Annotated in this window: 23 protein-coding genes and 1 riboswitch; of the genes, 13 read left to right on the top strand and 10 right to left on the bottom strand. The window is 49.8% G+C overall.

Going from position 1 to position 20,657, the window contains the following annotated elements; all coding sequences use genetic code 11:
* Positions 1 to 141: 141 nt before the first annotated feature.
* On the top strand, positions 142 to 336 hold the full coding sequence (locus JWG39_RS02185; protein WP_205217830.1) for an Rdx family protein: 195 nt from the start codon (positions 142 to 144) through the stop codon (positions 334 to 336).
* 104 nt (positions 337 to 440) lie between these two features.
* Here JWG39_RS02185 and tpx read toward each other — a convergent pair whose 3' ends face one another.
* Positions 441 to 935 (bottom strand): thiol peroxidase, encoded by a 495-nt coding sequence (tpx, locus tag JWG39_RS02190; RefSeq protein WP_205217716.1) that lies wholly within the window; start codon positions 933 to 935, stop codon positions 441 to 443.
* Positions 936 to 1,132: 197 nt separating this feature from the next.
* Positions 1,133 to 1,321: a hypothetical protein gene (locus tag JWG39_RS02195; RefSeq protein WP_205217717.1), complete on the bottom strand. Its 189-nt coding sequence runs from the start codon at positions 1,319 to 1,321 to the stop codon at positions 1,133 to 1,135.
* Between the two features lie 42 nt (positions 1,322 to 1,363).
* On the opposite strand from JWG39_RS02195, the gene JWG39_RS02200 reads away from it, so the two are divergent.
* From JWG39_RS02200 to JWG39_RS02215, 4 genes are all read left to right on the top strand, one after another.
* Complete coding sequence (locus JWG39_RS02200) at positions 1,364 to 1,537, top strand: hypothetical protein (protein ID WP_205217718.1); 174 nt, start codon at positions 1,364 to 1,366, stop codon at positions 1,535 to 1,537.
* Between the two features lie 23 nt (positions 1,538 to 1,560).
* Positions 1,561 to 2,070 (top strand): gamma carbonic anhydrase family protein, encoded by a 510-nt coding sequence (locus JWG39_RS02205; protein ID WP_205217719.1) that lies wholly within the window; start codon positions 1,561 to 1,563, stop codon positions 2,068 to 2,070.
* Between the two features lie 38 nt (positions 2,071 to 2,108).
* The gene (locus JWG39_RS02210; RefSeq protein ID WP_205217720.1) at positions 2,109 to 3,005 is read left to right on the top strand and encodes a methionyl aminopeptidase; all 897 of its coding nucleotides are present in this window, start codon (positions 2,109 to 2,111) and stop codon (positions 3,003 to 3,005) included.
* A gap of 591 nt (positions 3,006 to 3,596) precedes the next feature.
* Positions 3,597 to 3,746, top strand: a complete 150-nt coding sequence (locus JWG39_RS02215) for a hypothetical protein (protein WP_205217721.1) — start codon at positions 3,597 to 3,599, stop codon at positions 3,744 to 3,746.
* 290 nt (positions 3,747 to 4,036) lie between these two features.
* Here the strand turns inward: JWG39_RS02215 and meaB are convergent, their stop codons facing one another.
* From meaB to JWG39_RS02250, 7 genes are all read right to left on the bottom strand, one after another.
* Complete coding sequence (gene meaB / locus JWG39_RS02220; RefSeq protein WP_205217722.1) at positions 4,037 to 5,020, bottom strand: methylmalonyl Co-A mutase-associated GTPase MeaB; 984 nt, start codon at positions 5,018 to 5,020, stop codon at positions 4,037 to 4,039.
* Positions 5,021 to 5,596: 576 nt separating this feature from the next.
* Positions 5,597 to 7,729 carry a methylmalonyl-CoA mutase gene (gene scpA, locus JWG39_RS02225; protein ID WP_205217723.1) on the bottom strand — a complete coding sequence of 711 codons (2,133 nt, stop codon included), beginning with the start codon at positions 7,727 to 7,729 and terminating at the stop codon, positions 5,597 to 5,599.
* Positions 7,730 to 7,825: 96 nt separating this feature from the next.
* Positions 7,826 to 8,018, bottom strand: a riboswitch (cobalamin riboswitch).
* 70 nt (positions 8,019 to 8,088) lie between these two features.
* Positions 8,089 to 8,493, bottom strand: coding sequence for a methylmalonyl-CoA epimerase (gene mce / locus JWG39_RS02230; protein ID WP_205217724.1), 405 nt, complete (start codon positions 8,491 to 8,493; stop codon positions 8,089 to 8,091).
* Positions 8,494 to 8,770: 277 nt separating this feature from the next.
* Complete coding sequence (locus JWG39_RS02235; RefSeq protein WP_205217725.1) at positions 8,771 to 9,958, bottom strand: sodium ion-translocating decarboxylase subunit beta; 1,188 nt, start codon at positions 9,956 to 9,958, stop codon at positions 8,771 to 8,773.
* A 15-nt stretch (positions 9,959 to 9,973) separates the two neighbouring features.
* Positions 9,974 to 10,369 carry a biotin/lipoyl-containing protein gene (locus JWG39_RS02240; protein WP_205217726.1) on the bottom strand — a complete coding sequence of 132 codons (396 nt, stop codon included), beginning with the start codon at positions 10,367 to 10,369 and terminating at the stop codon, positions 9,974 to 9,976.
* A 60-nt stretch (positions 10,370 to 10,429) separates the two neighbouring features.
* A complete protein-coding gene (locus JWG39_RS02245) occupies positions 10,430 to 10,828 on the bottom strand; it encodes an OadG family protein (protein WP_205217727.1) in 399 nt (132 codons plus the stop codon).
* Positions 10,829 to 10,839: 11 nt separating this feature from the next.
* Positions 10,840 to 12,375, bottom strand: coding sequence for an acyl-CoA carboxylase subunit beta (locus JWG39_RS02250; protein WP_205217728.1), 1,536 nt, complete (start codon positions 12,373 to 12,375; stop codon positions 10,840 to 10,842).
* A gap of 314 nt (positions 12,376 to 12,689) precedes the next feature.
* Between JWG39_RS02250 and JWG39_RS02255 the strand changes: the two genes are divergently transcribed.
* The 3 genes from JWG39_RS02255 to JWG39_RS02265 are packed head-to-tail and all read left to right on the top strand — an operon-like array spanning position 12,690 to position 15,375.
* A complete protein-coding gene (locus tag JWG39_RS02255; protein WP_205217729.1) occupies positions 12,690 to 13,694 on the top strand; it encodes a YhdH/YhfP family quinone oxidoreductase in 1,005 nt (334 codons plus the stop codon).
* 4 nt (positions 13,695 to 13,698) lie between these two features.
* Positions 13,699 to 14,664 carry a histone deacetylase family protein gene (locus JWG39_RS02260; protein WP_205217730.1) on the top strand — a complete coding sequence of 322 codons (966 nt, stop codon included), beginning with the start codon at positions 13,699 to 13,701 and terminating at the stop codon, positions 14,662 to 14,664.
* 30 nt (positions 14,665 to 14,694) lie between these two features.
* Positions 14,695 to 15,375: a CBS and ACT domain-containing protein gene (locus JWG39_RS02265; RefSeq protein WP_205217731.1), complete on the top strand. Its 681-nt coding sequence runs from the start codon at positions 14,695 to 14,697 to the stop codon at positions 15,373 to 15,375.
* A 158-nt stretch (positions 15,376 to 15,533) separates the two neighbouring features.
* Here JWG39_RS02265 and rnd read toward each other — a convergent pair whose 3' ends face one another.
* Positions 15,534 to 16,664, bottom strand: coding sequence for a ribonuclease D (rnd, locus tag JWG39_RS02270; RefSeq protein WP_205217732.1), 1,131 nt, complete (start codon positions 16,662 to 16,664; stop codon positions 15,534 to 15,536).
* A 340-nt stretch (positions 16,665 to 17,004) separates the two neighbouring features.
* Here rnd and JWG39_RS02275 point away from each other — a divergent pair, with 340 nt between their 5' ends.
* The 5 genes from JWG39_RS02275 to JWG39_RS02295 all read left to right on the top strand — a co-directional run bounded on the left by JWG39_RS02275 (position 17,005) and on the right by JWG39_RS02295 (position 20,530).
* Entirely contained in the window at positions 17,005 to 17,793 is a 789-nt protein-coding gene (locus JWG39_RS02275; RefSeq protein WP_205217733.1) for an MlaE family ABC transporter permease, read from the top strand.
* Positions 17,794 to 17,802: 9 nt separating this feature from the next.
* Positions 17,803 to 18,597, top strand: coding sequence for an ABC transporter ATP-binding protein (locus tag JWG39_RS02280; protein WP_205217734.1), 795 nt, complete (start codon positions 17,803 to 17,805; stop codon positions 18,595 to 18,597).
* A complete protein-coding gene (gene mlaD, locus JWG39_RS02285) occupies positions 18,594 to 19,391 on the top strand; it encodes an outer membrane lipid asymmetry maintenance protein MlaD (RefSeq protein ID WP_205217735.1) in 798 nt (265 codons plus the stop codon). Before JWG39_RS02280 ends, mlaD begins: the two co-directional genes overlap by 4 nt.
* Before the next feature lie 90 nt (positions 19,392 to 19,481).
* The gene (locus JWG39_RS02290) at positions 19,482 to 20,096 is read left to right on the top strand and encodes an MlaC/ttg2D family ABC transporter substrate-binding protein (protein WP_205217736.1); all 615 of its coding nucleotides are present in this window, start codon (positions 19,482 to 19,484) and stop codon (positions 20,094 to 20,096) included.
* Positions 20,093 to 20,530: a cyclic nucleotide-binding domain-containing protein gene (locus JWG39_RS02295; RefSeq protein ID WP_205217737.1), complete on the top strand. Its 438-nt coding sequence runs from the start codon at positions 20,093 to 20,095 to the stop codon at positions 20,528 to 20,530. Before JWG39_RS02290 ends, JWG39_RS02295 begins: the two co-directional genes overlap by 4 nt.
* Positions 20,531 to 20,657 lie beyond the last annotated feature (127 nt).

Consider the following 20,657-nt stretch of genomic DNA (forward strand, 5'->3'; position numbering starts at 1 on the left):
TTTTTTTACTGCAGGGAAGCCAGAACCTCTCAAAAGAGAAAAAGGACGTTCAGTTAATGGTCGGCGTTCTCAGATAAACTGAATTCATAAATGAGGTAAAAAATGAAGGCAAGTATCAGCTATTGTACAAAATGAAATTACCTGCCAAGGGCAACCAGTCTGGCTGCCAGAATTGAGAAAGCTGCAGGTGTGAGTCCTGAGTTGATTCCCGGAGAGCGCGGTGCGTTTGAAGTGGTTATAGACAGTAAACTGATGTATTCCAAATTGGAGACAGGCAGATTCCCTGACGAAATAGAGTTGACCGATGAGATAGTTCACGTCTTTGGCTGCAAATAGCAGACAGCAGAAAACGCGCAAGAATTTGGTTCCTGTGAATGTAAAAAGGCTGACAGGTCATATATGATCTGTCAGCCTTTTCTTATACAATTTCGACGAAAAGATTAGATGGCCGCAAGTGCCGCATCGTAATTCGGTTCGTTGGCGATTTCCTGCACCTGCTCGGTGTATTTGATTTTGCCATCAGCATCAATAACAATTACCGCACGGGACATGAGGCCAGTGAGAATTCCCTGAGTGAATTTCACTTTGTAGTCGTCGCCGAAGCTGGCGCGAAAAGTGGATGCAGTTTCAACGTCTTTAATTCCTTCAGCACCACAGAAGCGACCGAGAGCGAAAGGGAGGTCTGCGGAGACACAGAGCACCCTGGCGTCTGTCTTGCCAGCCGCACGTTTGTTGAATTCACGTACGGAGGTGGCGCAGGTTGGGGTGTCAAGAGAGGGAAAAATGTTGAGGACGAGGGTGCTGCCTTTATAGTCGGCGAGGGTTACTTCGCTGAGGTCCGCTTTTACGAGAGTAAAAGCGGGGGCTTTACTGCCAACAGCGGGAAGTTCGCCGATAGTTTCAAGGGCATTTTCTCCGAGGGTAAGCTTTGCCATGATATCTCCTTTGTGATGATATTCCCATTCGTTCGGGATTTTAGTATCCAGCTGGTACCGTGTTCTTTCAGATTGTAACTGCAACAACGTACAACACTAGAAATTATCCGTCGATTGTCAAGCAGAGAAGGGGTGTTACACCATTCCGATTAAGTTGTGACCTCATCAGATGTCATTTTCACTTTCTATTGGCGAATTTAAAGGCAGGAGACGGGAATCAGGACAACGCCTCTCCTTTCTTCATCAATCTGCAGGTAAAGTTGGGCGGGAGCTGCGGGGGAGTGGTACATTAAAAAATTATGAAGAAGTAATTTTTCTTCCTGCATCATTTTTCCCTCACGCATACCCATACAGAGCTGATAATCGGGTGTGTGGGTCCTTCGCATAAATGGTCCGTGGATGAGGCTTGAGGGGAACTTTACTTGACTATGGGCACCGCGAGGTGCTGTACGGACAACGCCCGCTTGACCGCTGAGACGAAGGCCTTTTCCCCCGGCAGGGTGGAGGTCTCGGATAATTTTAAAGGTACCTTGAGATACTTCTGCTGGATCAGCGGCGGGAACCGCTTCATCCCTTCAGTGGCAGGCGTAAATGTTTCTTAACCCGCAAATGAAGAGGTTGTACCATGATTCTGCGAGAGCTTAACGGGAAACTCCCGAAATACGGTGAAAACTGTTTTTTTGCTGAGACTGCGACGCTGGTGGGAGATGTGGAGATGGGAGACGATTGTTCTCTCTGGTATGGGGCTGTGCTCCGCGGTGATGTGCATTACATCAAGCTGGGTAATAAGGTCAACGTACAGGATAACGCGACCATCCATGGCACGTATCAGAAGGCACCAACCAATATCGGCAATAACGTTTCTATTGGCCACAATGCTGTGGTCCACGGCTGCACCATCCACGATAACGTGCTCATCGGCATGGGGGCGATTATTTTGGACGGCTGTGTGATTGAACCTTACAGTATCGTTGCTGCAGGGGCTGTATTAACTAAAAATACCGTTGTTCCAAGTGGAACAGTATATGCCGGAACGCCGGCGAAAAAAATCAAGGATATCGGGCCTGACCTGCTCAAGGGCGAAGTACAACGGATCGCTGAGAGTTATTTGAAATACTCAGGCTGGTATAAATAAGGGGCGCAAAGCAATGCGCATTGTCGTTTAAACAGGATATGGAAATGAATTCACATAAAATCGGCCGGAATGATCCCTGCCCCTGCGGTTCGGGAAAAAAGTACAAGAATTGCTGTTTGAAAAACCAGAAGCCGGTTTCCATGGCGGAAGAGTATCGCAGGCGCTACAACATAATATTGAAGACGCCGGAACAGGTGGCGGGAATTAAGAAGAGTGGTGAATTACTCACTAAGATCATGAACGGAGTAGAGGCAATGATTGCTCCCGGCGTGACGACGGATGAGATAAATACCTATGTGCATGAAACAACAGTGGCTGGCGGTGGTATCCCTGCACCGCTCAATTATCACGGTTTTCCCAAAAGCGTCTGCACCTCCATCAATGAGGTTATTTGCCATGGTATCCCGAGTGAGCGCAAACTGCTGGACGGAGATATTGTTAATGTTGACATCACTCCGATTCTTGATGGGTATTATGCAGACGCCAACAAGACCTTCTTTGTTGGCGAGCCTTCCGATGATGCCCGCAAGATTGTCAGTGTGGCTGCGGGTTCTCTGCTGGAGGCCCTTGCAGTGGTCCAGCCGGGGGCGACGCTGGGAGATATCGGCTACGCTATCCAGCACTATGCAGAGGGTGAAGGTTGTTCGGTGGTCCGGGAGTTTGTCGGTCATGGAGTGGGAATTGATTTCCATGAAGCACCGCAGGTCTCTCACGTTGGCCATCGTGGACAGGGATTGCCCCTGGTACCGGGGATGGTGTTCACCATTGAGCCTATGATTAATCTCGGTGGCCGTCACCTCTATGTCATGAGTGATGACTGGACGGCAGTGACAAAAGACAACAGTCTTTCAGCCCAGTTTGAACAAACCCTTGTGGTAACAGAAAAGGGATATGAGGTTTTAACCCCATATAATTTGAGAAAATTTATGATCTGACAACTCCATGTCGAGCCAGGAATGTCTGCACTGCACACTCTGGCTCGACTTTTATTTCGCTTTTGAGCAACGCCATATACTTTCCGCAGCTCCTGTACTGTTTGCAACGGCAGGAAGCTCTTCCGCAGCGACTCTTGTCTTGATCTCTGTTCCTGGGGGATGTCTCAGGTGCGACAGTTGCGTGCCATTCTGTTTACCATCTCATACCATTTACATTTTGTATTAACCAGAGAACGAGTAAAGATGGAACAACAGCAATTCTCTGTTTAATTTTAAAATCTTTTTTAAAGTTTTTAGCCTTTATTCGGATGTTTAGAGCTTTTATTCGTTGGCAAAAAGTTTTTCGCTGTTCCGTCTTTTGCTTTTCCCTGTCTCCCGTCTCCTTTCTCCTGTCTCCCATCCCCCTGCCTTTGAATTCGCCAATAGAAAGTGAAAATGGCATTTAGTACGGTCACAACTTAATAGGAATGGTATCACTCATTACATTCTCCTTATTGCCGGGGAGATTGGTTTAAAAACCGAAGTTGTACCTTCAGGAGAAAACATCTGTACATCGCAGATAATTTTCAACACTGGAGAAAGAACCATACCATGCTGTCTGCAAAAAGGAGAGATACAACGAGGCGTACCGCCGGGAAGACACAACCGGTGAGCCCCCTGCCGGAAGTTATAGCACATATTGACATCCTCCCCGGCCTGAAGGACGGGGATTGCTGCGGTGGCCACGCTTTTTTTGCGTGAGTCACTTCGTGAGTTCCTGTTGCTGACGACTTTACTGCATCGTTCATTTCACAGGCTGCGCGGGCATGTCCTTCCCCTGGAAAAGAGGAATACGTTACACGCCTTTGGCGTTTACGCTTTACCCTCGCCCTGAACGGCGCGGATTTCAGCACATTCAGTTAACTGTACCAATACAGTTATTTCATATTATTGTGATGTGATTCCTGTTTCAGCTCTTTCATGCAGGAGGTTCGAAAAATCAGCGTGTTCCTCAATTTTAGAAAAATAACGAAGAAGACGCTGGTTCTCTGTCATTTCACTTTATCCAGAAATTCAAGTAACATATCCGAGGCTACACCTGGCGCGATAACACCATTTTCCACTTTTATTTTCAGCCCCGGAAGAAGATCTTGCACTTCGGCGCGGTTGAAAAACCATGCCGCCAGGCCTTCGTCTACCAGAAACCCCATCCAATCCAGAGCCTGCTGCTTGCGGCGGTAGGGAATTTCACCTGACTGGGTCAGTTTCTGTTTGTGATCGCAGATAATATCCCAGATATCCTCAATGCCTTCTCCGGTGATAGAGGAACAGGTCTTCACGGGAGGACTCCAGTTGGGGCTGGCGGGCATAAGCATGTGCAGTGCCGATTCGTAATCCCGTTTTGCCAGCTGCGCCCGTAGAACATTATCTCCATCCGCTTTGTTTATGGCAATGGCGTCAGCTACTTCCAGCACTCCTTTCTTGATTCCCTGCAACTCATCGCCTGCTCCGGCAATCATCAATACGAGAAAAAAATCGACCATGGAGGCTACAGTGGTTTCCGACTGACCGACACCCACCGTTTCAATAATCGTTACATCGTAGCCCGCAGCCTCACAGATAAGCATACTCTCACGGGTCTTACGACCAACACCGCCAAGTGTCCCGGCAGATGGAGAGGGGCGAATAAAGGCATTGGGGTTGACGGCGAGTTTTTCCATGCGGGTTTTGTCGCCAAGAATAGAACCACCGCTTCGACTGCTTGAAGGGTCAATGGCAAGAACGGAGACCTTATGTCCCTGTTCCGTGAGCATATTGCCGAAAGCCTCAATGAAGGTACTTTTGCCCGCGCCGGGAACTCCAGTGATCCCGAGCCGCGTACCTTTCCCTGAATACGGCAGCAATGCGTCAATAACCTTTCTGGCGTGAACCTGGTGAGCGGGGAGGATACTTTCAATGAGGGTGATGGTGCGGGCGAGCATCAGCTTGTTGCCGTCGAGGATGCCCTTTACATATTCGTCAACTGGTTTCAGCATATTGTGCCCTTTTTATTGAGTTGGATTTGGGGAAGTTTGATCTTGTGCTTCCTCGTTAATCTCAAAACTTTCCCTCTGGCAGCGGGAAAATGAGCTCTTGCATTTTATTCCATGGTTGTCGTAAATATTTCCGCTTATGCTTCAACTCTGGCTGAATTTTTTCATTATGTAAAGCAACTTCCTTTTTTTAAAATTTCTTCAACAGAGGTGCAGCTGGCGCATGGAACATGAAAACAACATCGTGAAGAGTTCTCAGCCTTCGGGAGCAGGAATATCGGATATTCCACATTACAGATTCCTGTAATGTCCAGAGCCTGAATGCTCTTTTTTTCATCTCTTAGCATAAGGGAACTTTGAATAATCAGTCTTTCGCCCATCTTCTTCGTTACAGTCAAAAATTTATCCTCGCAATATCAGACATATAGCTCCGGTAAATTTTCTCCTGTGCCTTGAATATGAACGAAATACAAGATTATTCAAGGGACCCATAAAAAAAGGTCTGGCAGATCCCAGAGAACCGTCAGACCTCCAATAAATCAGTGCGCAGCGGAAAACCGCTGCGCACTGTGAAGCAATTTATTTCCCTTCGATCAGATCAATGGTTTTCGTTGCTGATTCAGGGATCGGAGTACCTGGGCCGAAGATACCTTGAACGCCGGCATCATAGAGGAATTGATAGTCAGCAGGCGGGATAACCCCACCGGCAACAACAATAATATCATCTCCGCCTGCTTTCTTGAGTTCTTCAATCAGTGCCGGAATCAACGATTTATGGCCAGCTGCAAGAGAGGATGCACCTACAACATGCACATCGTTCTCAATGGCCATTTTGGCCGCTTCTTCCGGTGTTTGGAACATCGGACTGATATCGACGTCGAAACCGAGGTCGGCATAGGCGGAAGCAACGACCTTGAATCCGCGGTCATGTCCATCCTGACCCATCTTGGTGATGAGTATTCGCGGACGACGACCATTTGTTGCAAGAAAATCGCTGGTGCGTTTCTGCAGTGTGGAAATGGCATCAGTGTCGGCACCGAATTCAGAGGAATATGCGCCGGAGATGACACTGGTAGTGGCTACAAAACGTCCAAATACAGATTCCATAACGTCAGAAATTTCTCCTACGGTTGCGCGGGCGCGCACTGCGGGAAGGGCTGCTTCCAAGAGGTTGCCGTCGTTTTCAGCGGCAGTTTTAAGATCCGCCAGTGCTTTATCGACAACAGCCTGATCGCGGCTCGCTTTAATTTCTACCAGACGGGCAATTTGTTCGTCGCGAACAGTGCTCGGAACTTCGCGTACGTCAAAGTCAATTTTTTCATCTTTAAGGGTGTATTTATTGACACCGACAATAACGTCTTGACCGCGGTCGATCCGTGCCTGTTTACGGGCAGCAGACTCTTCAATCCGCATTTTCGGCATCCCTGACTCAATGGCCTTTGCCATGCCGCCAAGTTCAGCAACTTCATCAATGATCTTTTGTGCTTCCTCAACGATTGAGTTGGTAAGGCCTTCAACGTAGTAGGAACCACCGAGAGGATCAACTACATGGCAGATTTGAGACTCTTCCTGGATAACAATCTGAGTGTTTCGAGCAATCCGTGCAGAGAACTCGGTGGGCAGGCCGATGGCCTCGTCAAAGGAGTTGGTGTGCAGAGACTGGGTGCCGCCGAGTGTGGCGGACATTGCTTCGAGAGTAGTTCTAATAATGTTGTTGTAGGGATCCTGCGCTGTGAGCGACCAGCCGGAGGTCTGACAGTGAGTCCGCAGCATGGATGATTTCGGGTTCTTCGGATTAAACTGCTGCATATTGCGGTACCAGAGTACCCGTGCGGCACGCAACATGGCAATATCCATGAAGAAGTTCATGCCGATACCGAAGAAGAAAGAAAGACGCGGCGCGAAGGTATCAATGTCCATGCCGGAGGCGAGTGCGGTTTTCACATACTCAAGACCGTCAGCGAGGGTAAAGGCAGTCTGAAGCACGCTGTTGGCACCGGCTTCCATGATGTGATAACCGGAAATGGAGATGGTGTTGTATTTCGGCATCTCTTTGGAGCAGAACGACATGATATCAGAAACAATCCGCATGGAGGGAGTCGGCGGATAAATATAGGTGTTACGGGTAAGGTATTCCTTGAGGATATCATTCTGAATGGTACCCAGGAGCTGTTCGTGCTTCACACCCTGCTCTTCGGCGGCAACGATATAGCCAGCGAGAATCGGCAGAACAGCACCGTTCATGGTCATGGAGACGGACATCTTGTCCAGCGGAATACCATCAAAGAGGATCTTCATATCCTCAACAGAGTCAATGGCTACACCGGCTTTTCCGATATCTCCGGAGACCCGTGGATGGTCGGAGTCATAACCGCGGTGAGTGGCGAGGTCAAAAGCTACGGAAAGACCTTTTTGACCGCCGGCGAGTGCTTTGCGGTAGAAGTCATTAGATTCTTTTGCTGTGGAGAATCCGGCGTACTGACGGATGGTCCAGGGGCGGCCTGCATACATGCTTGCCATGGGTCCGCGCATATAGGGGGCTGTGCCTGGGAGGGAGTTTACATCTTCCATTCCCTCAAGATCTTCCTGCGTATAAAGGGGTTTTACCTTGATTCCTTCCGGGGTATCCCAGTCAAGAGATTCAACGGGTTTGCCCTTCATTTGTTTTTCAGCGAGTTCTTTCCATGTGGGGTAATTCGGATGTTGTGCCATTTTAAACTCCTTACATGTTAAATTGTGTAATTCGTCACTCAACAGGCAGTGATGAGTTTCTCAAAAGTATGCTCGGAGTCCACGCCGTCTGCACATTACAATACACCAGTATAGACAGGGTTTTCTGGCTCTCGGATTCTCCCTTCACTGCACCTTCCCAATTTAAATATTTCAAATCAGTGGCATTTTGCAGTGTCGGTCCCCGATTACAGCGGCGGGCCCGCAACGGCTTTTAACCGTTTTCCCTTCTGTCAATACTGTTAAATAAATCTACAACTTTAGAAAGCTGCTTTGATTCTCTGCTCTTTTGGAGAGCAGAGAAAATCTTTCAAAAAGTCTTGACTTATTCAAGGGCCCTGTCAGTCACGCTGGCAGAGTTCAACAAGAATACCACCGGTAGCTTTGGGATGCAGAAAAGCTATCTGAGCTCCACCTGCGCCACCACGGGGAGTTTCGTCGATCAGTTTCACACCTTTTTCTTTCAGCTCTGCCAGAGCTGCCTTAATATCGGCAACCTGGAACGCAACGTGCTGAAAACCTGCACCTTTTTTTTCAATAAATTTGGCGATGGGACCGTCGGGAGCGGTGGATTCAAGCAATTCAATTTCGCTCTGGCCGATGGGGAGAAAGGCGGTGGTTACTTTTTGGCTCTCAACGGTTTCCTTTCCTGCCATTTTCAGGCCAAGGATCTCGCTCCAAAACTTGTTGCCCTCATCAATACCGGGGACTGCGATGCCAAGATGGTCAATTTTGAGAATTTCCATGAATCTCCTCCTGAGGTGACTGCTGTCATTGATGGTCTGGAGGTGCAGGGTTCACACCTCCATGAAAGCCGAAAATACGGCTGTAAAAGAGGTCGAAATCTGGTGTCGACGAACGCCGAGAATGTCTCATAAGAAAATACTGTCTGAATCACAAGTGAATATGATACATGAAAGAATATACACATTCAAGCAAAACAAACAAATGGTAAAGAGAGGAAGGAAAAGAAAAAAAGAGACGGGTCTCTCTATTGAAGAGAGACCCGAAAAATGGAGGGAATCAGTTGCTGAACATGGACAGCAAAACACCTGCTGAAACGGCAGAGCCGATGACACCGGCCACGTTGGGACCCATGGCGTGCATCAGCAAAAAATTGCCCGGATCCGCTTTCTGACCTTCCACCTGAGAAACGCGGGCGGCCATTGGAACAGCGGAAACACCAGCTGAGCCGATGAGCGGGTTGATGTTCATATTAAACCATCTGTTCATGGCTTTGGCGAGCAGTACGCCTGAGGCAGTGCCGATGGCAAAGGCGACAACGCCGAGTGTGAGGATTGCCAGCGTTTCTGGAATGAGGAAATGCTCTGCGGTGGCAGTGGCACCAACGGTAGTTCCGAGGAAAATGGTGACAATATTGATCAGCGCATTTTTCGCCGTATCTTCAAGACGGGCGGTAACGCCGCATTCACGGAAAAGGTTGCCGAGCATCAGCATCCCGATCAGGGAGGCAGATGCCGGCACCATCAGGGTTACCAAAATAGTGACAACAATGGGAAAGATAATCTTTTCTTTCTTACTTACCTCGCGCAGCTGACTCATTTTGATGACCCGTTCCTTCTTTGTGGTCAGCAGGCGCATGATGGGCGGCTGAATAATCGGTACCAGCGCCATATAACTATAGGCTGCAATGGCGATGGGGCCGAGCATTTCAGGAGCCAGTCGAGAGCTGAGGAAGATGGCCGTCGGGCCGTCAGCCCCACCGATGATACCGATGGATGCTGCCTGCTGTGCGGTGAAGAGTCCGGAGGCAATGGCACCGATAAAGGTAATAAAGATGCCAAACTGGGCCGCGGCGCCAAGCAGCAGTGATTTGGGATTCGCAATCAGCGGGCCGAAGTCGGTCATTGCTCCAACCCCCATGAAGATGATCGGCGGGAAGATCCCGAGGTGGTCTCCCTGGAAGAGATACCAGAGGAGTCCTCCCGGTTCCAGTGTCTCAATAACGTGGGTGGTTATCCCCCCCTGGATCACCTCTTTGATGTGCATTACCGGCTCGGCCATCAGATTGGCACCAGGCAGATTGGTGAGCAGGACGCCGAAAGCAATGGGCACCAGAAGCAGTGGTTCGAACTTTTTGACGATGGCGAGATAGAAGAGGAGGCAGGCAATGGCGATCATGATCACCGAGCCGTAATTGAGTCCGGCAACGCCTGTATCCAGTAAAAAATTCTTTAATATTTCCAGCATGATTTCACCTCTCTGTCAAGCGGTGAGCTGAACTAAAATTTCTCCAGCATCGACGGATTGTCCTTTCACTACTTTCACTTCGGCAACTTTACCATCGGCGGGTGCCTGGATCTCATTTTCCATTTTCATGGCTTCGAGCATCAGCAGAACATCTCCTTTTTTTACGGCCTGTCCGTTTTCACAGTTTATGCTGAGTACGGTCCCCGGCATTGGCGCAACGATACGGCCGTCAGCGGAGTTATTGACCATGGCGGATGCCGCCGTCGGTCTGGGAGCAACAGCGGGTTGTGCAGCCTGATGCGGAGAGGCTGCGGGGACCGGTGCGACGGGAACTGCACCGGGGAAATTGCCGGTCTCTTCAATCTCTACTTCGTACTCTTTACCGTTTACCTTGACGCTGAAAGTTCTCATTGTTTTTTCCTGAAGCTGTATTTTTTAAATGTAAAAGAGATGTTCTGTTTCAGTGGCGGGTTACAGACGTCGCTCAAGCTGATCAATAAGGCCTGCCTGAGACCAGCGCGGGTTAAAGTCCTGTACCCTGCGGATGTTACGGATAATCACCTTGTTGTTGTGGCTCGGTCGGATATAGAGGTCAATGGCGGCGGTGATGGCTGCAACTACTTCATCCATCTCTTCATCAGCAGAAACGCTGCCGGTGATTTGTGTGGAGACAGAGGGCTCTGCCTCTGGCTTCTTTGCCAGCACCCGATTCATCAGAGAGATGGCAAAGAGAAGGATGATGAGAGCCGTAAAGGTGATACCCATGCCCACAACGGTGGTGATCAGAGAGGCGTTCAGTTTGTCGCCTGCGCTGAGAGCCTCTATCCTGGAAGGGTCGGAGAATATCTCCATCAGTGTCTTTAAATCCATGATGTTTCTCCTTACAGCGGCAGGTTGCAGTGTTTTTTACGGGGATGCTGCTGGCTCTTGCCTTCAAGCATATTGAAGGCATCGATGATTCTCAGGCGGGTAATTGCCGGCTCAATAACATCGTCGACATAGCCGCGTTCAGCAGCCTGATACGGAGAACCGAATTTCGTGCGATATTCAGCGAGCAGTTTCGCCCGGGTGGCTTCTTTGTCTTTGGCTTTGGCAATCTCATGTTTGTATACAATATTTACCGCACCTTCCGGTCCCATGACTGCAACCTCAGCCGACGGCCATGCAAAAACAAGGTCAGCACCGAGGGATTTGGAGCACATGGCAATATAGGCTCCGCCGTATGCCTTGCGTACGATGATAGAAACCTTGGGGACCGTCGCCTCGGAGAAGGCATAGAGCATTTTCGCACCGTGGCGGATAATCCCGTTGTGCTCCTGAGAGGTGCCTGGCAGGAAACCGGGGACATCAACGAGGGTGAGCAGCGGAATATTAAAGGCGTCGCAGGTGCGGATGAAGCGTGCGGCCTTGTCGGAGGCGTTCATGTCAAGGCAGCCGGCCATGACATTTGGCTGGTTGGCGACAATTCCCACGGAGGCACCGTTGATGCGGCAAAAGCCGGTGATAATATTGCAGGCGTAGAAATTCATATAAGGGATGAAGGCCTGGTCATCCACCAGCTGATAGATGATCTCCATCATGTCATACGCTTTGTTGATATTGGCGGGTATGATGTCGTTGAGTGCTTCTACCCGGGCGTTGATATTTCCGCTTACCTCAAAACGTGGCGCTCGTGCCAGATTGTTGGGGGGCAGATATTGAAGAAGTTCACGGATGGAGTTAATGCACTCCTGTTCGTTTGGCATATAGAAATGGGCATTGCCACTGACGCTGTTGTGAAGCATGGCGCCGCCGAGGTTTTCGGCACTGATCTCTTCGCCGGTCACCGTTTTAATAACCTGTGGTCCGGTGATGAACATCTGGGATGTGCCGTCCACCATGAAAATAAAGTCGGTAAGAGCCGGAGAATATACTGCACCACCGGCACAGGGTCCGAGAATGGCGGTGATCTGTGGGATTACTCCAGAGTAGGAAGCATGCTTGTAGAAGATATTGCCGTAGCCGTTGAGCGCGTCCACTGCTTCCTGAATCCGCGCCCCGCCAGAGTCGTTGAGGCCGACGATGGGAGCACCAATCTTGGCAGCGGCATCCATGGCGGAACATATTTTGGCGGAATGCATTTCACCGAGGGAGCCGCCGGTGATAGTGAAATCCTGGCTGTGGGCATAGACGATACGACCGTAGATCTGACCATAGCCGGTAACAACTGACTCCGCCTGATATTTGCGGCCGTCACTGTGGCGGGCGCGGACAAAAGCGTCCATTTCAACGAAAGTTCCCTCATCGAAGAGGAGATAGAGCCGTTCTCGGGCGGTAAGCTTTCCCTTGGCATGCTGGGTCTCAATACGTTTAAGGCCTCCCCCCAGTTCTATCTCCTGGCGTTTTTCCAGCAGCTGCTGGCGCTTTTCCTCAGACATAAATATCTCCTGCAAAAAAAAGAGTTGAATAAACACGAATGTTTATCTCTGCGTAAAATGTGTCGAATTTAATCTTCTCAAGAGAGAAGTCAAGCACAAAAGGAGCGACTTCTGCTTCTTCAGAACATCGAAAATATTGTCGTACAAACCAATAAAGAGAGTCTTTCGGAAGGAAATAAAAAGAGGAAATATCAGGGCAGAGCAGGCAGGGGAGTGAAAAAAATAAGGATGAAGTAAATTTTTCTCTCGTGTAACATATTTTTATCATCTCGGGGATGGGTTGGATACTCCGAATAACTCTCAAGGAGAAAGATATGACTGTCAATACTTTTAAAGCACTGGTGGTTCGTGAAAGCGAAGGTGGTACATTTACACGTGCTGTTGAAGAACGTAATATCAGTGATCTGCCCGATGGGGACGTTTTGATTCGGGTTATCTGGTCCTCCCTTAATTATAAAGATGCACTTTCCGCTACCGGTAATCACGGCGTGACGAGGCACTTTCCGCATACGCCGGGAATTGACTGTGCCGGAGAAGTCGTGCAGAGCAGTGACGAGCATTTCAAACCGGGTGATCGTGTGCTTGTGACCAGTTATGATCTCGGCATGAATACCGACGGTGGTTTTGCCGAATACGTGCGTGTTCCGTCCGGCTGGGTTGTTCAAAGGCCCGCAGGACTTACCGCGAAAGAGGCAATGATTTATGGTACTGCCGGGTTTACCGCCGGATTGTCGGTCTATGCCCTCAACGAACGTCTTTCACCTGAAGCAGCCGGAGAGAGAGAAGTTCTTGTTACCGGAGCAACCGGCGGGGTTGGTTCCGTCGCGGTGGCACTGCTCGCAAAGCTTGGCTATCGGGTGACAGCGGTTACAGGCAAGGCGGAGGCTGCGGAATATCTGCGCGGACTTGGTGCTTATAACATCTGCTCAAGAGAAGATGTGACTGCCGGGAATGACCGTCCGCTGATGAAACCCCGCTGGGCCGGGGTTATTGACTGTGTGGGCGGAGAGATGCTCACCGCCGCCATCAAGGCCACTGCACCGATGGGAGTAGTTACCTGTTGTGGGAATGTTGCCTCTCCAGATCTTCCTCTCAACGTTTTTCCTTTTATCCTTCGCGGGGTAACCCTTGTGGGGATCGATTCCCAGAACTGCTCCATGGAGCGGCGGCTTAAGGTCTGGGAGAGACTGGCCGGCCTGTGGAAGCTGGAAGGCCTTGAAGACCTGAGCCACGAAGTAACCCTTGAAGGTCTTGATGACCAGATTGACCTTATATTGAAGGGAGGTCAGCGCGGTCGAGTGATCGTGAACCTTGGCTGAAGTTATGAATGAAACGGGAAAAACAGGTCTTGTCTGTGATGAGCGCTGCCTGCTTCACGATACCGGTGACCATCATCCCGAGTCGGCGAGTCGGTTGCGTGCTGTCTATGCCTGGCTCAAGGAGAGCGGACTGGCTGCGCAGCTGGTACCGATAGAGGCGCAGCCGGCAAACCAGCGCTGGATTGAGGCTGTACACAATATCCATTATATTCGCAAATTTGAAGACGCCTGCCTCTATGGACTGCCGGACTTTGAGCATACCGACAACGTTATTTGCCGTGACAGCTATGATGCCGCGCTGCTCTCTGCGGGTGGGGTGCTGGAGGCAGTAGATGCTGTGGTATCCGGCCGGCTCGACCGGGTTTTCTGCGCGCTCCGGCCGCCGGGACATCACGCCGAAAGAGATAAATCGATGGGCTTCTGCTATTTCAACAACGTTGCCATTGCCGCCCGTTACCTGCAGCTGCAGCATGGCATAGAGAAAGTGGCAATCATTGATTTTGATGTTCATCATGGCAACGGAATTCAACATATCTTTGAGGAAGATCCCACCGTTCTTTACTGTTCTTTGCATGAACATCCGTCCTTTGCCTGGCCCGGGACGGGACGTGATTTTGAGGAAGGGAAGGGGGAGGGGGAGGGCTTTACCTTTAACGTGCCGGTGCTGCCGGGGCGTGGCGATAAGGAGTATCGCAAGGCAGTGGAGATGCGGATCAAGCCAAAGGTGAAGGCCTTTCAACCCGAGTTTCTCCTGGTTGCCATGGGGTTTGATGCCCATGCAGATGATCTCATGGCAGATATCCAGTTAACGGCAGAGGGTTTCGATTTTCTGTCGAGAACGGTAGTAGAGCTGGCGGAGTGCTGCACCGGTGGTCGGGTTATTTCGGTTCTTGAGGGGGGGTATAATCCGCTGACATTACCCCGCCTTGTAGAGAGTCATCTGCGAATTCTTGCCGGACTGGAAAAATGAGAAGAGGTTTCCTGCGTATGGAGGTGGAACATGTTTGTCAGAGATAAAATGGTAACAGAACTGGTTGTGGTCAGCCCGCAGGATACGATTCTCGGGACGCGCCGGTTGATGATAGAGAAGCAGATTCGGCACATGCCGGTGGTGGAAGACGGCAGGCTGGTTGGTATTGTTACTGACCGGGATATTCGTGATGCCATGCCCTCTCTTCTGTTTGAAGAGGGAGTAGAACCTGAGGTGTGTAAGGAGATTGCTGAGCATATAATCTCCGATATCATGACCCCTGATCCGATTACCATCAGCGTGGTGCATACTCTGCAGGATGCGCTGTTGATAATGTATCATAAAAAGGTCGGTGCTTTTCCGGTGGTGGATGAAGAGGGACATCTGCTGGGGATTATCGCTATCCGCGATATTCTCAAGGCTTTTATCAACCTGCTCAATATCGAAGAGCCGGGAACGTTGCTCTGCGTGGTTGTAGAGGAGAAGCCGGGGCAGATGAAGAAGGTGGTGGATGTGATTACCGAGGAGAATATCAGTCTCGGGAGTGTGTTGGTGGCCCGTTACTGGGATGAAGACCACCGGGCTCTTTTCCCCTATCTGCTGACCTGTAATGTGGCAACCGTCAAGCGTAAATTGATGGATCTGGGCTTCGAGTTGATTGAGCCGATGGATATGCTGCTTGATCAGGTGCCGGTAAACGAAAAAGAGTAAACTTTTGACCTGTTTCTCTTCTTATGAGCACTTTGCTGAGAGCAGGGACTGTCGGCGTGGGGAAATTGTAAAAATAAAAAAGGTCATTGGTAAATATAATGACAAGGATTTTATCCGGCCTGGCTGCTATCGCATTCTTGAAAATCAGGCGGGTTACTTCACTGAACTAAACGGAAGAAGTCCGTCAGAAATTCTCTGCGCCAGCCCTGTTGCTGGCGCAGAGCTGTATTCTTATTGTCTTTTTTACTGCAGAGAAAACGCGTTAATGTCTTTATCTCTCCGTTGTTTCCGAGCAGGCCGGGCGCGACTCCGAGAGTCTCACCGGTGGTATCAATATAGTCGTGCAGTTCCACCAGCATTTTCTCTTCCTGCCGATTCATCTTTTTCGGCCGTTTTTCACCGGGAAGAGACGGTTCACCTTCCGTCCGCCATTTCGCCAGCAGAGCAATAAGTTCATCGCCGTAATGCTGGCAGGCCTTGTCGGAGATGGCAGTTCGCTCTTTCAACTCACTGCGGGATACGGGCAGGGTATTGCAGATATCGCACAGAATATTATCTTGGAGAATATGGCCGCGCGGGCGGTCAAGGGTCTCGGCGGTTTCTTCCCGCCACTCGGCAAGACGGCGTAGAACTTCACGGGCTTTTGGGAGCAGATGACGTCCGGCTTTAATCTTTTTGCTGCGGTCGGTGCGCAGAAAGGTATTGTAGTTTTTCGGATGGTCAAGAAGTTCCATCTCCTCTACCAGCCATTTTTTCACTGCGGGTTCAGCAATGCGGGAAAACAGAAGTACTCGCACTGCGCGCAGATAACGGACGTCATCCTGAGCGTAGTATACCTGTTTCTCTGTGAGCGGACGTTTGAGCCAGTTGGTGCGGGTTTCGGTTTTGTCGAGATGGATGTTGAGCAGACTCTCCACGAGATTGCAAAGTGAAAGAGTGGCTGGAAAACCGGCAAAACCTGCAGCGAGACGGGTGTCAAAGATGTTGCACGGTGTCGCACCCGTGGCCTGGACGAGAATACTCATATCCTGGGATGCATCATGGAAAATCTTCACCACTCTCTTGTCGGCGAGCAGGTCGCCCAGGGGGGAGAGGTCGGTGATGGCCAGCGGGTCGATAAGAAAGCAGGCCTCGTCGGAAAGACCAAGCTGAATAAGGCCGAGACGGGGAAAAAATGTTCGTTCCCAGAGAAATTCAGTGTCCAGTGCCACGGCGTCCATGGTCCTGGCGTATTCCATGAGCTGTGCCAGGTCTTCGTTGTTGTCGATAATGGTTTTGAGTGCTCTCATGAGTTCCAGGCTGGTTCTGTAATCAAGCTGTTGGTTACGTACATTTATCTTCAGGAACCCTTTCGTTCGTAGAAGTTGAACATCTAAAAAGCCACACCGTTGATGAAAAGACAAGTCTTATTCCCGAAGCGGGGAATTTCACAAAGATTGCGCATGGCATGGTCCCCTGTATTGACTTCCGGCCAGTTTCGCTTTAGATTTGCGGCTTGTATTGTCTGCACCTTGAAAGGGGAAGTCTCTTTTCTGATTTCATTGTTGTCGGCAATTTCTTTCTGCAGATTTTTCCGGGATCGAAGCTGGTTCCATCTATTTCCCCGGCTCTGGAGGTTGTATAGATCATATGTCTAATCCACTGGCGCGACTCGGCGATACAGGCCTCTATATACTTGAGGATCTTGGCTGGATGACGAACTTCTTTTTTCAGTCAGTCCTCGGTATTTTCAAACGCCCATTTCGTTTCTCAGAACTGCTCAGGCAGATCAATTTCATTGGCTCAGGGTCGATAGTGGTTATTTTTTTCACTGCGCTTTCCACCGGAATGGTGCTGGGGCTGCAGGGCTACTACTCACTTAATCGCTTCGGTGCCGACGGTTTTCTCGGTTCAGCCGTCTCGCTTTCTATTATTATGGAACTTGGGCCTGTGCTTACGGCATTGATGGTGGCAGGCCGGGCTGGCTCGGCAATGTCTGCTGAGCTCGGGATCATGCGGATCTCAGAGCAGATTGATGCTCTGCAGTGCATGGCGGTTGATCCCTATCGCTATCTTATTACCCCTAAATTCCTTGCGGCATTGATTTCCATCCCGCTGCTCACCGCGCTTTTTGATGTGGTGGGAATCTTTGGTGGTTACCTCGCCGGGGTGAGCATGATGGGAGTGAGCCCCGGAGCATATTACGAGGGGATGCGCAGCAGTGTTACGAATCATGACATCTGGCTGGGGGTTGTGAAATCATTCGTCTTTGCCGGCCTTGTCGTGTGGATCTGCTGTGGTCGTGGATTTTTCGTGCAGCAGATTCGCGGTGCCGGATTTGGTGCAGAATCGGTGAGCCGAATGACGACTCAGGCGGTGGTTCTTTCCTCCATCTCTGTACTGGTCTTCGATTATCTCCTGACCGCAGTCTTGCTCTGAGGGGAAATTATGAGTGAAAGTGCCATAGAATTTGTCAATATATGTAAGAGTTTCAAGCGCAAGGACGGTTCACTGCAGCATGTCCTGAATAATATCAGCTTTACCATCCCGGCCGGGAAGACGACTGTTATTGCGGGGGGAAGCGGGCAGGGGAAAAGTGTAACCCTGAAGCTGGTCCTGCGTCTTCTTGATGCAGACTCCGGGTCTATTCTTGTTGATGGAGAAGATATCACCGCTATTCGTGGTCGGAAATTAAATCAGTTGCGGACCCGCTTCGGAGTTCTCTTTCAGAGTTCGGCTCTTTTTGATTCGTTGACCGTATTTGAGAATGTGGCCATGCCATTACGTGAGCGAACCAGAAAAAGCGAAAAAGAGATTCACTCTCAGGTGATAGAAATGCTTGCGCAGTTTGATCTGGCAGGACACGAGTTGAAATATCCTGCTCAGCTCAGCGGCGGAATGAAAAAGCGTGTGGGGCTGGCGAGAGCGATGATGCTCACACCTTCCATTATGCTTTTTGATGAACCTACTACCGGACTGGATCCGGTGATGACAGGAGAAATTTATCACCTTTTTGCGCGTACACAACAGCAGTATGGGTTTACCTCTGTTATTGTCAGTCACGATATCCCCAAGGTGTTTAATCTTGCTGACCATGTGATTCTCCTCAATCATGGAGGGGTGGATGCTTTTGACAGCCCAGAGTCTATTCAGTGGTCTGAAAAAGCGGAAATTCAAGAGTTTGTCAAAACGACGATGGGCGAGATTTACCAGAGTCGCAATGTGGAAACGGGAACATTATGAGAAAAGGATTGTTAGAAACGATGGTTGGCCTCTTTGTGGTTCTTGGTTTTGCAGCCTTTTGCTGGCTTGCCTTCCAACTCGGAGAAGTGCCTTTTCTGACCGGTAATAAAAATTATACCCTCAATGCCGTGTTTAATAATGTCTCCGGCGTAAAAAAGGGGGCATCCGTGCAGATATCTGGCGTAGATGTCGGAGAGGTGGTCAGTGTGAACCTCAGCGGAGGGCAGAGGGCTGAACTGCTGCTGCGGATTAAAAATGGGGTGAAGATTCCCGCCGATACCGCCGCCCTGGTCAAATCACAGGGAATTATCGGGGATAAATATGTTCAACTTGCCCTTGGAGAATCTGCAAAAGAGCTTCATGACGGAGACAAAATTCAAGAAACAAAATCAGCACTGGATATTGAGGAACTGATCAGCAGCTTCGGGTTTGGTTCGGGTTCGTTCAACGGCGATAAGACCTATGAGATAAAAGCCATTTTTGACAACGTCTCAGGGGTGAAGCAGGGGGCGACTGTTCAGGTTGCCGGCGTGGTCGTCGGAGATGTATCAGCGATTGAATTGAATGAGAATGCCGCAGCGAGACTGGTGTTGCGCCTTGACAGCAGTGTTCAAATTTCGGTTGACTCCATGGCTTCGGTAAAAACGCAGGGGATTATCGGCGGGAAATATATTGCGTTGAGCCCCGGTGGAGATGAACAACTGCTCAAGCCGGGTGGAGTTATTTTTGATACAGAATCCTCAGTGGATATTGAGGGACTGATTAGTAAATTTGCTTTTGGCAGTGCGAAGTAACTGCTGCAGGGAACTCAAATTTATGCCTGCGGTAAATTTCCTTTTGTTCCTCGAATATGAACGAAATATAAGCTGTTTCAAGGTACCTTTATGAAAATGAAATGTGTAATACTGGCTGTGCTGCTTTTCTCTGCGGGTGTGGTGATGGCCGCTGACGATCCGGAAGGGACAATGAGACCGATTCTTGATCAATTGACCGGGATTATTCAGAGCTCGGAGATGCAGGGTGCGGAACATAAGGTGGAGCGCCGTGCAAAGATCATGGAAGAGGTGAAAAAAGGTTTTGATTTTCGCGAGATGTCAAAACGGGTCCTCGGCAGACCATGGCTCGGGCTTGATGAAAAGGAACGCACTCACTTCGTCGGCCTGATGACGAAGCTGCTGGAAAATGTTTACATCGGGCGCTTTGAGGATGAAGAGAAGCAGGCAGGAAAGTATACCGTGAAGTATAACGGTGAACGGATAAATGGCGACCGGGCGCAGGTTTCAACCGAGGTGAGCGACGGGCAGCAATCTTTTCCCATATACTATATCCTGAGCAAGAGGAGCGGGACGTGGATGGTGTACGATGTCAACATTGAGGGTGTCAGTCTGATTAGAAACTATCAGGAACAGTTTCGCTCTATTCTGCGCACTGATGAATATTCGGGTCTGGTCAAGGCTATTGAAGAGAAGATTGCCTCCTATGAAGAGGAAAAAAAGTGAGCATTTCCGGATTTGATTTATCTTCACTGCCCTTTCTCAAAGGGTCGAAATCTTTTATCTCTGTATTGCAGGAGCAGCATTTTACTGCCGGAGAGAAAATTTTCGATTGTGGAGATGTGGTGGAAGGTCTGGGATTCATTATTTCCGGGAGGGTTGGTATCAAACAGCAGACGGGGTTTGAAGGGAAAACCCAAATTATAGCTCTGCTTGATCCTGGAGCGCCTCTCGGAGAGAGGCTGCTTACCGGGCTGGATACTCACACTGCCGGAGCTGTTGCGGTAGAGGAGACGTATATTGCGCTACTTTCCAGGGATGCCTGGGTGAAGATTTGTGAAGAAGAGGCGAATTTTGCCTGCGATCTGCTGAAGTGGGTTCTCGGAAGAGTTTCTCTGCGGCTGGGAAAGGCCTCCGAGCGCCTCGCACATATTCTTTGATGAGGGTGCAGGCTGTAGTCAGGCGTGGGCTCTGGCACGTTTCTTATACAATGTATATTTTTTTACTGGCCTATTCGGATAAAATTTATTATTCTGACTGCTTTTGTTTCTACTCTCTCGGGTATGA

Source organism: Desulforhopalus vacuolatus, assembly GCF_016918505.1.
In the GTDB taxonomy this organism is placed as follows: Bacteria; Desulfobacterota; Desulfobulbia; order Desulfobulbales; family Desulfocapsaceae; genus Desulforhopalus; species Desulforhopalus vacuolatus.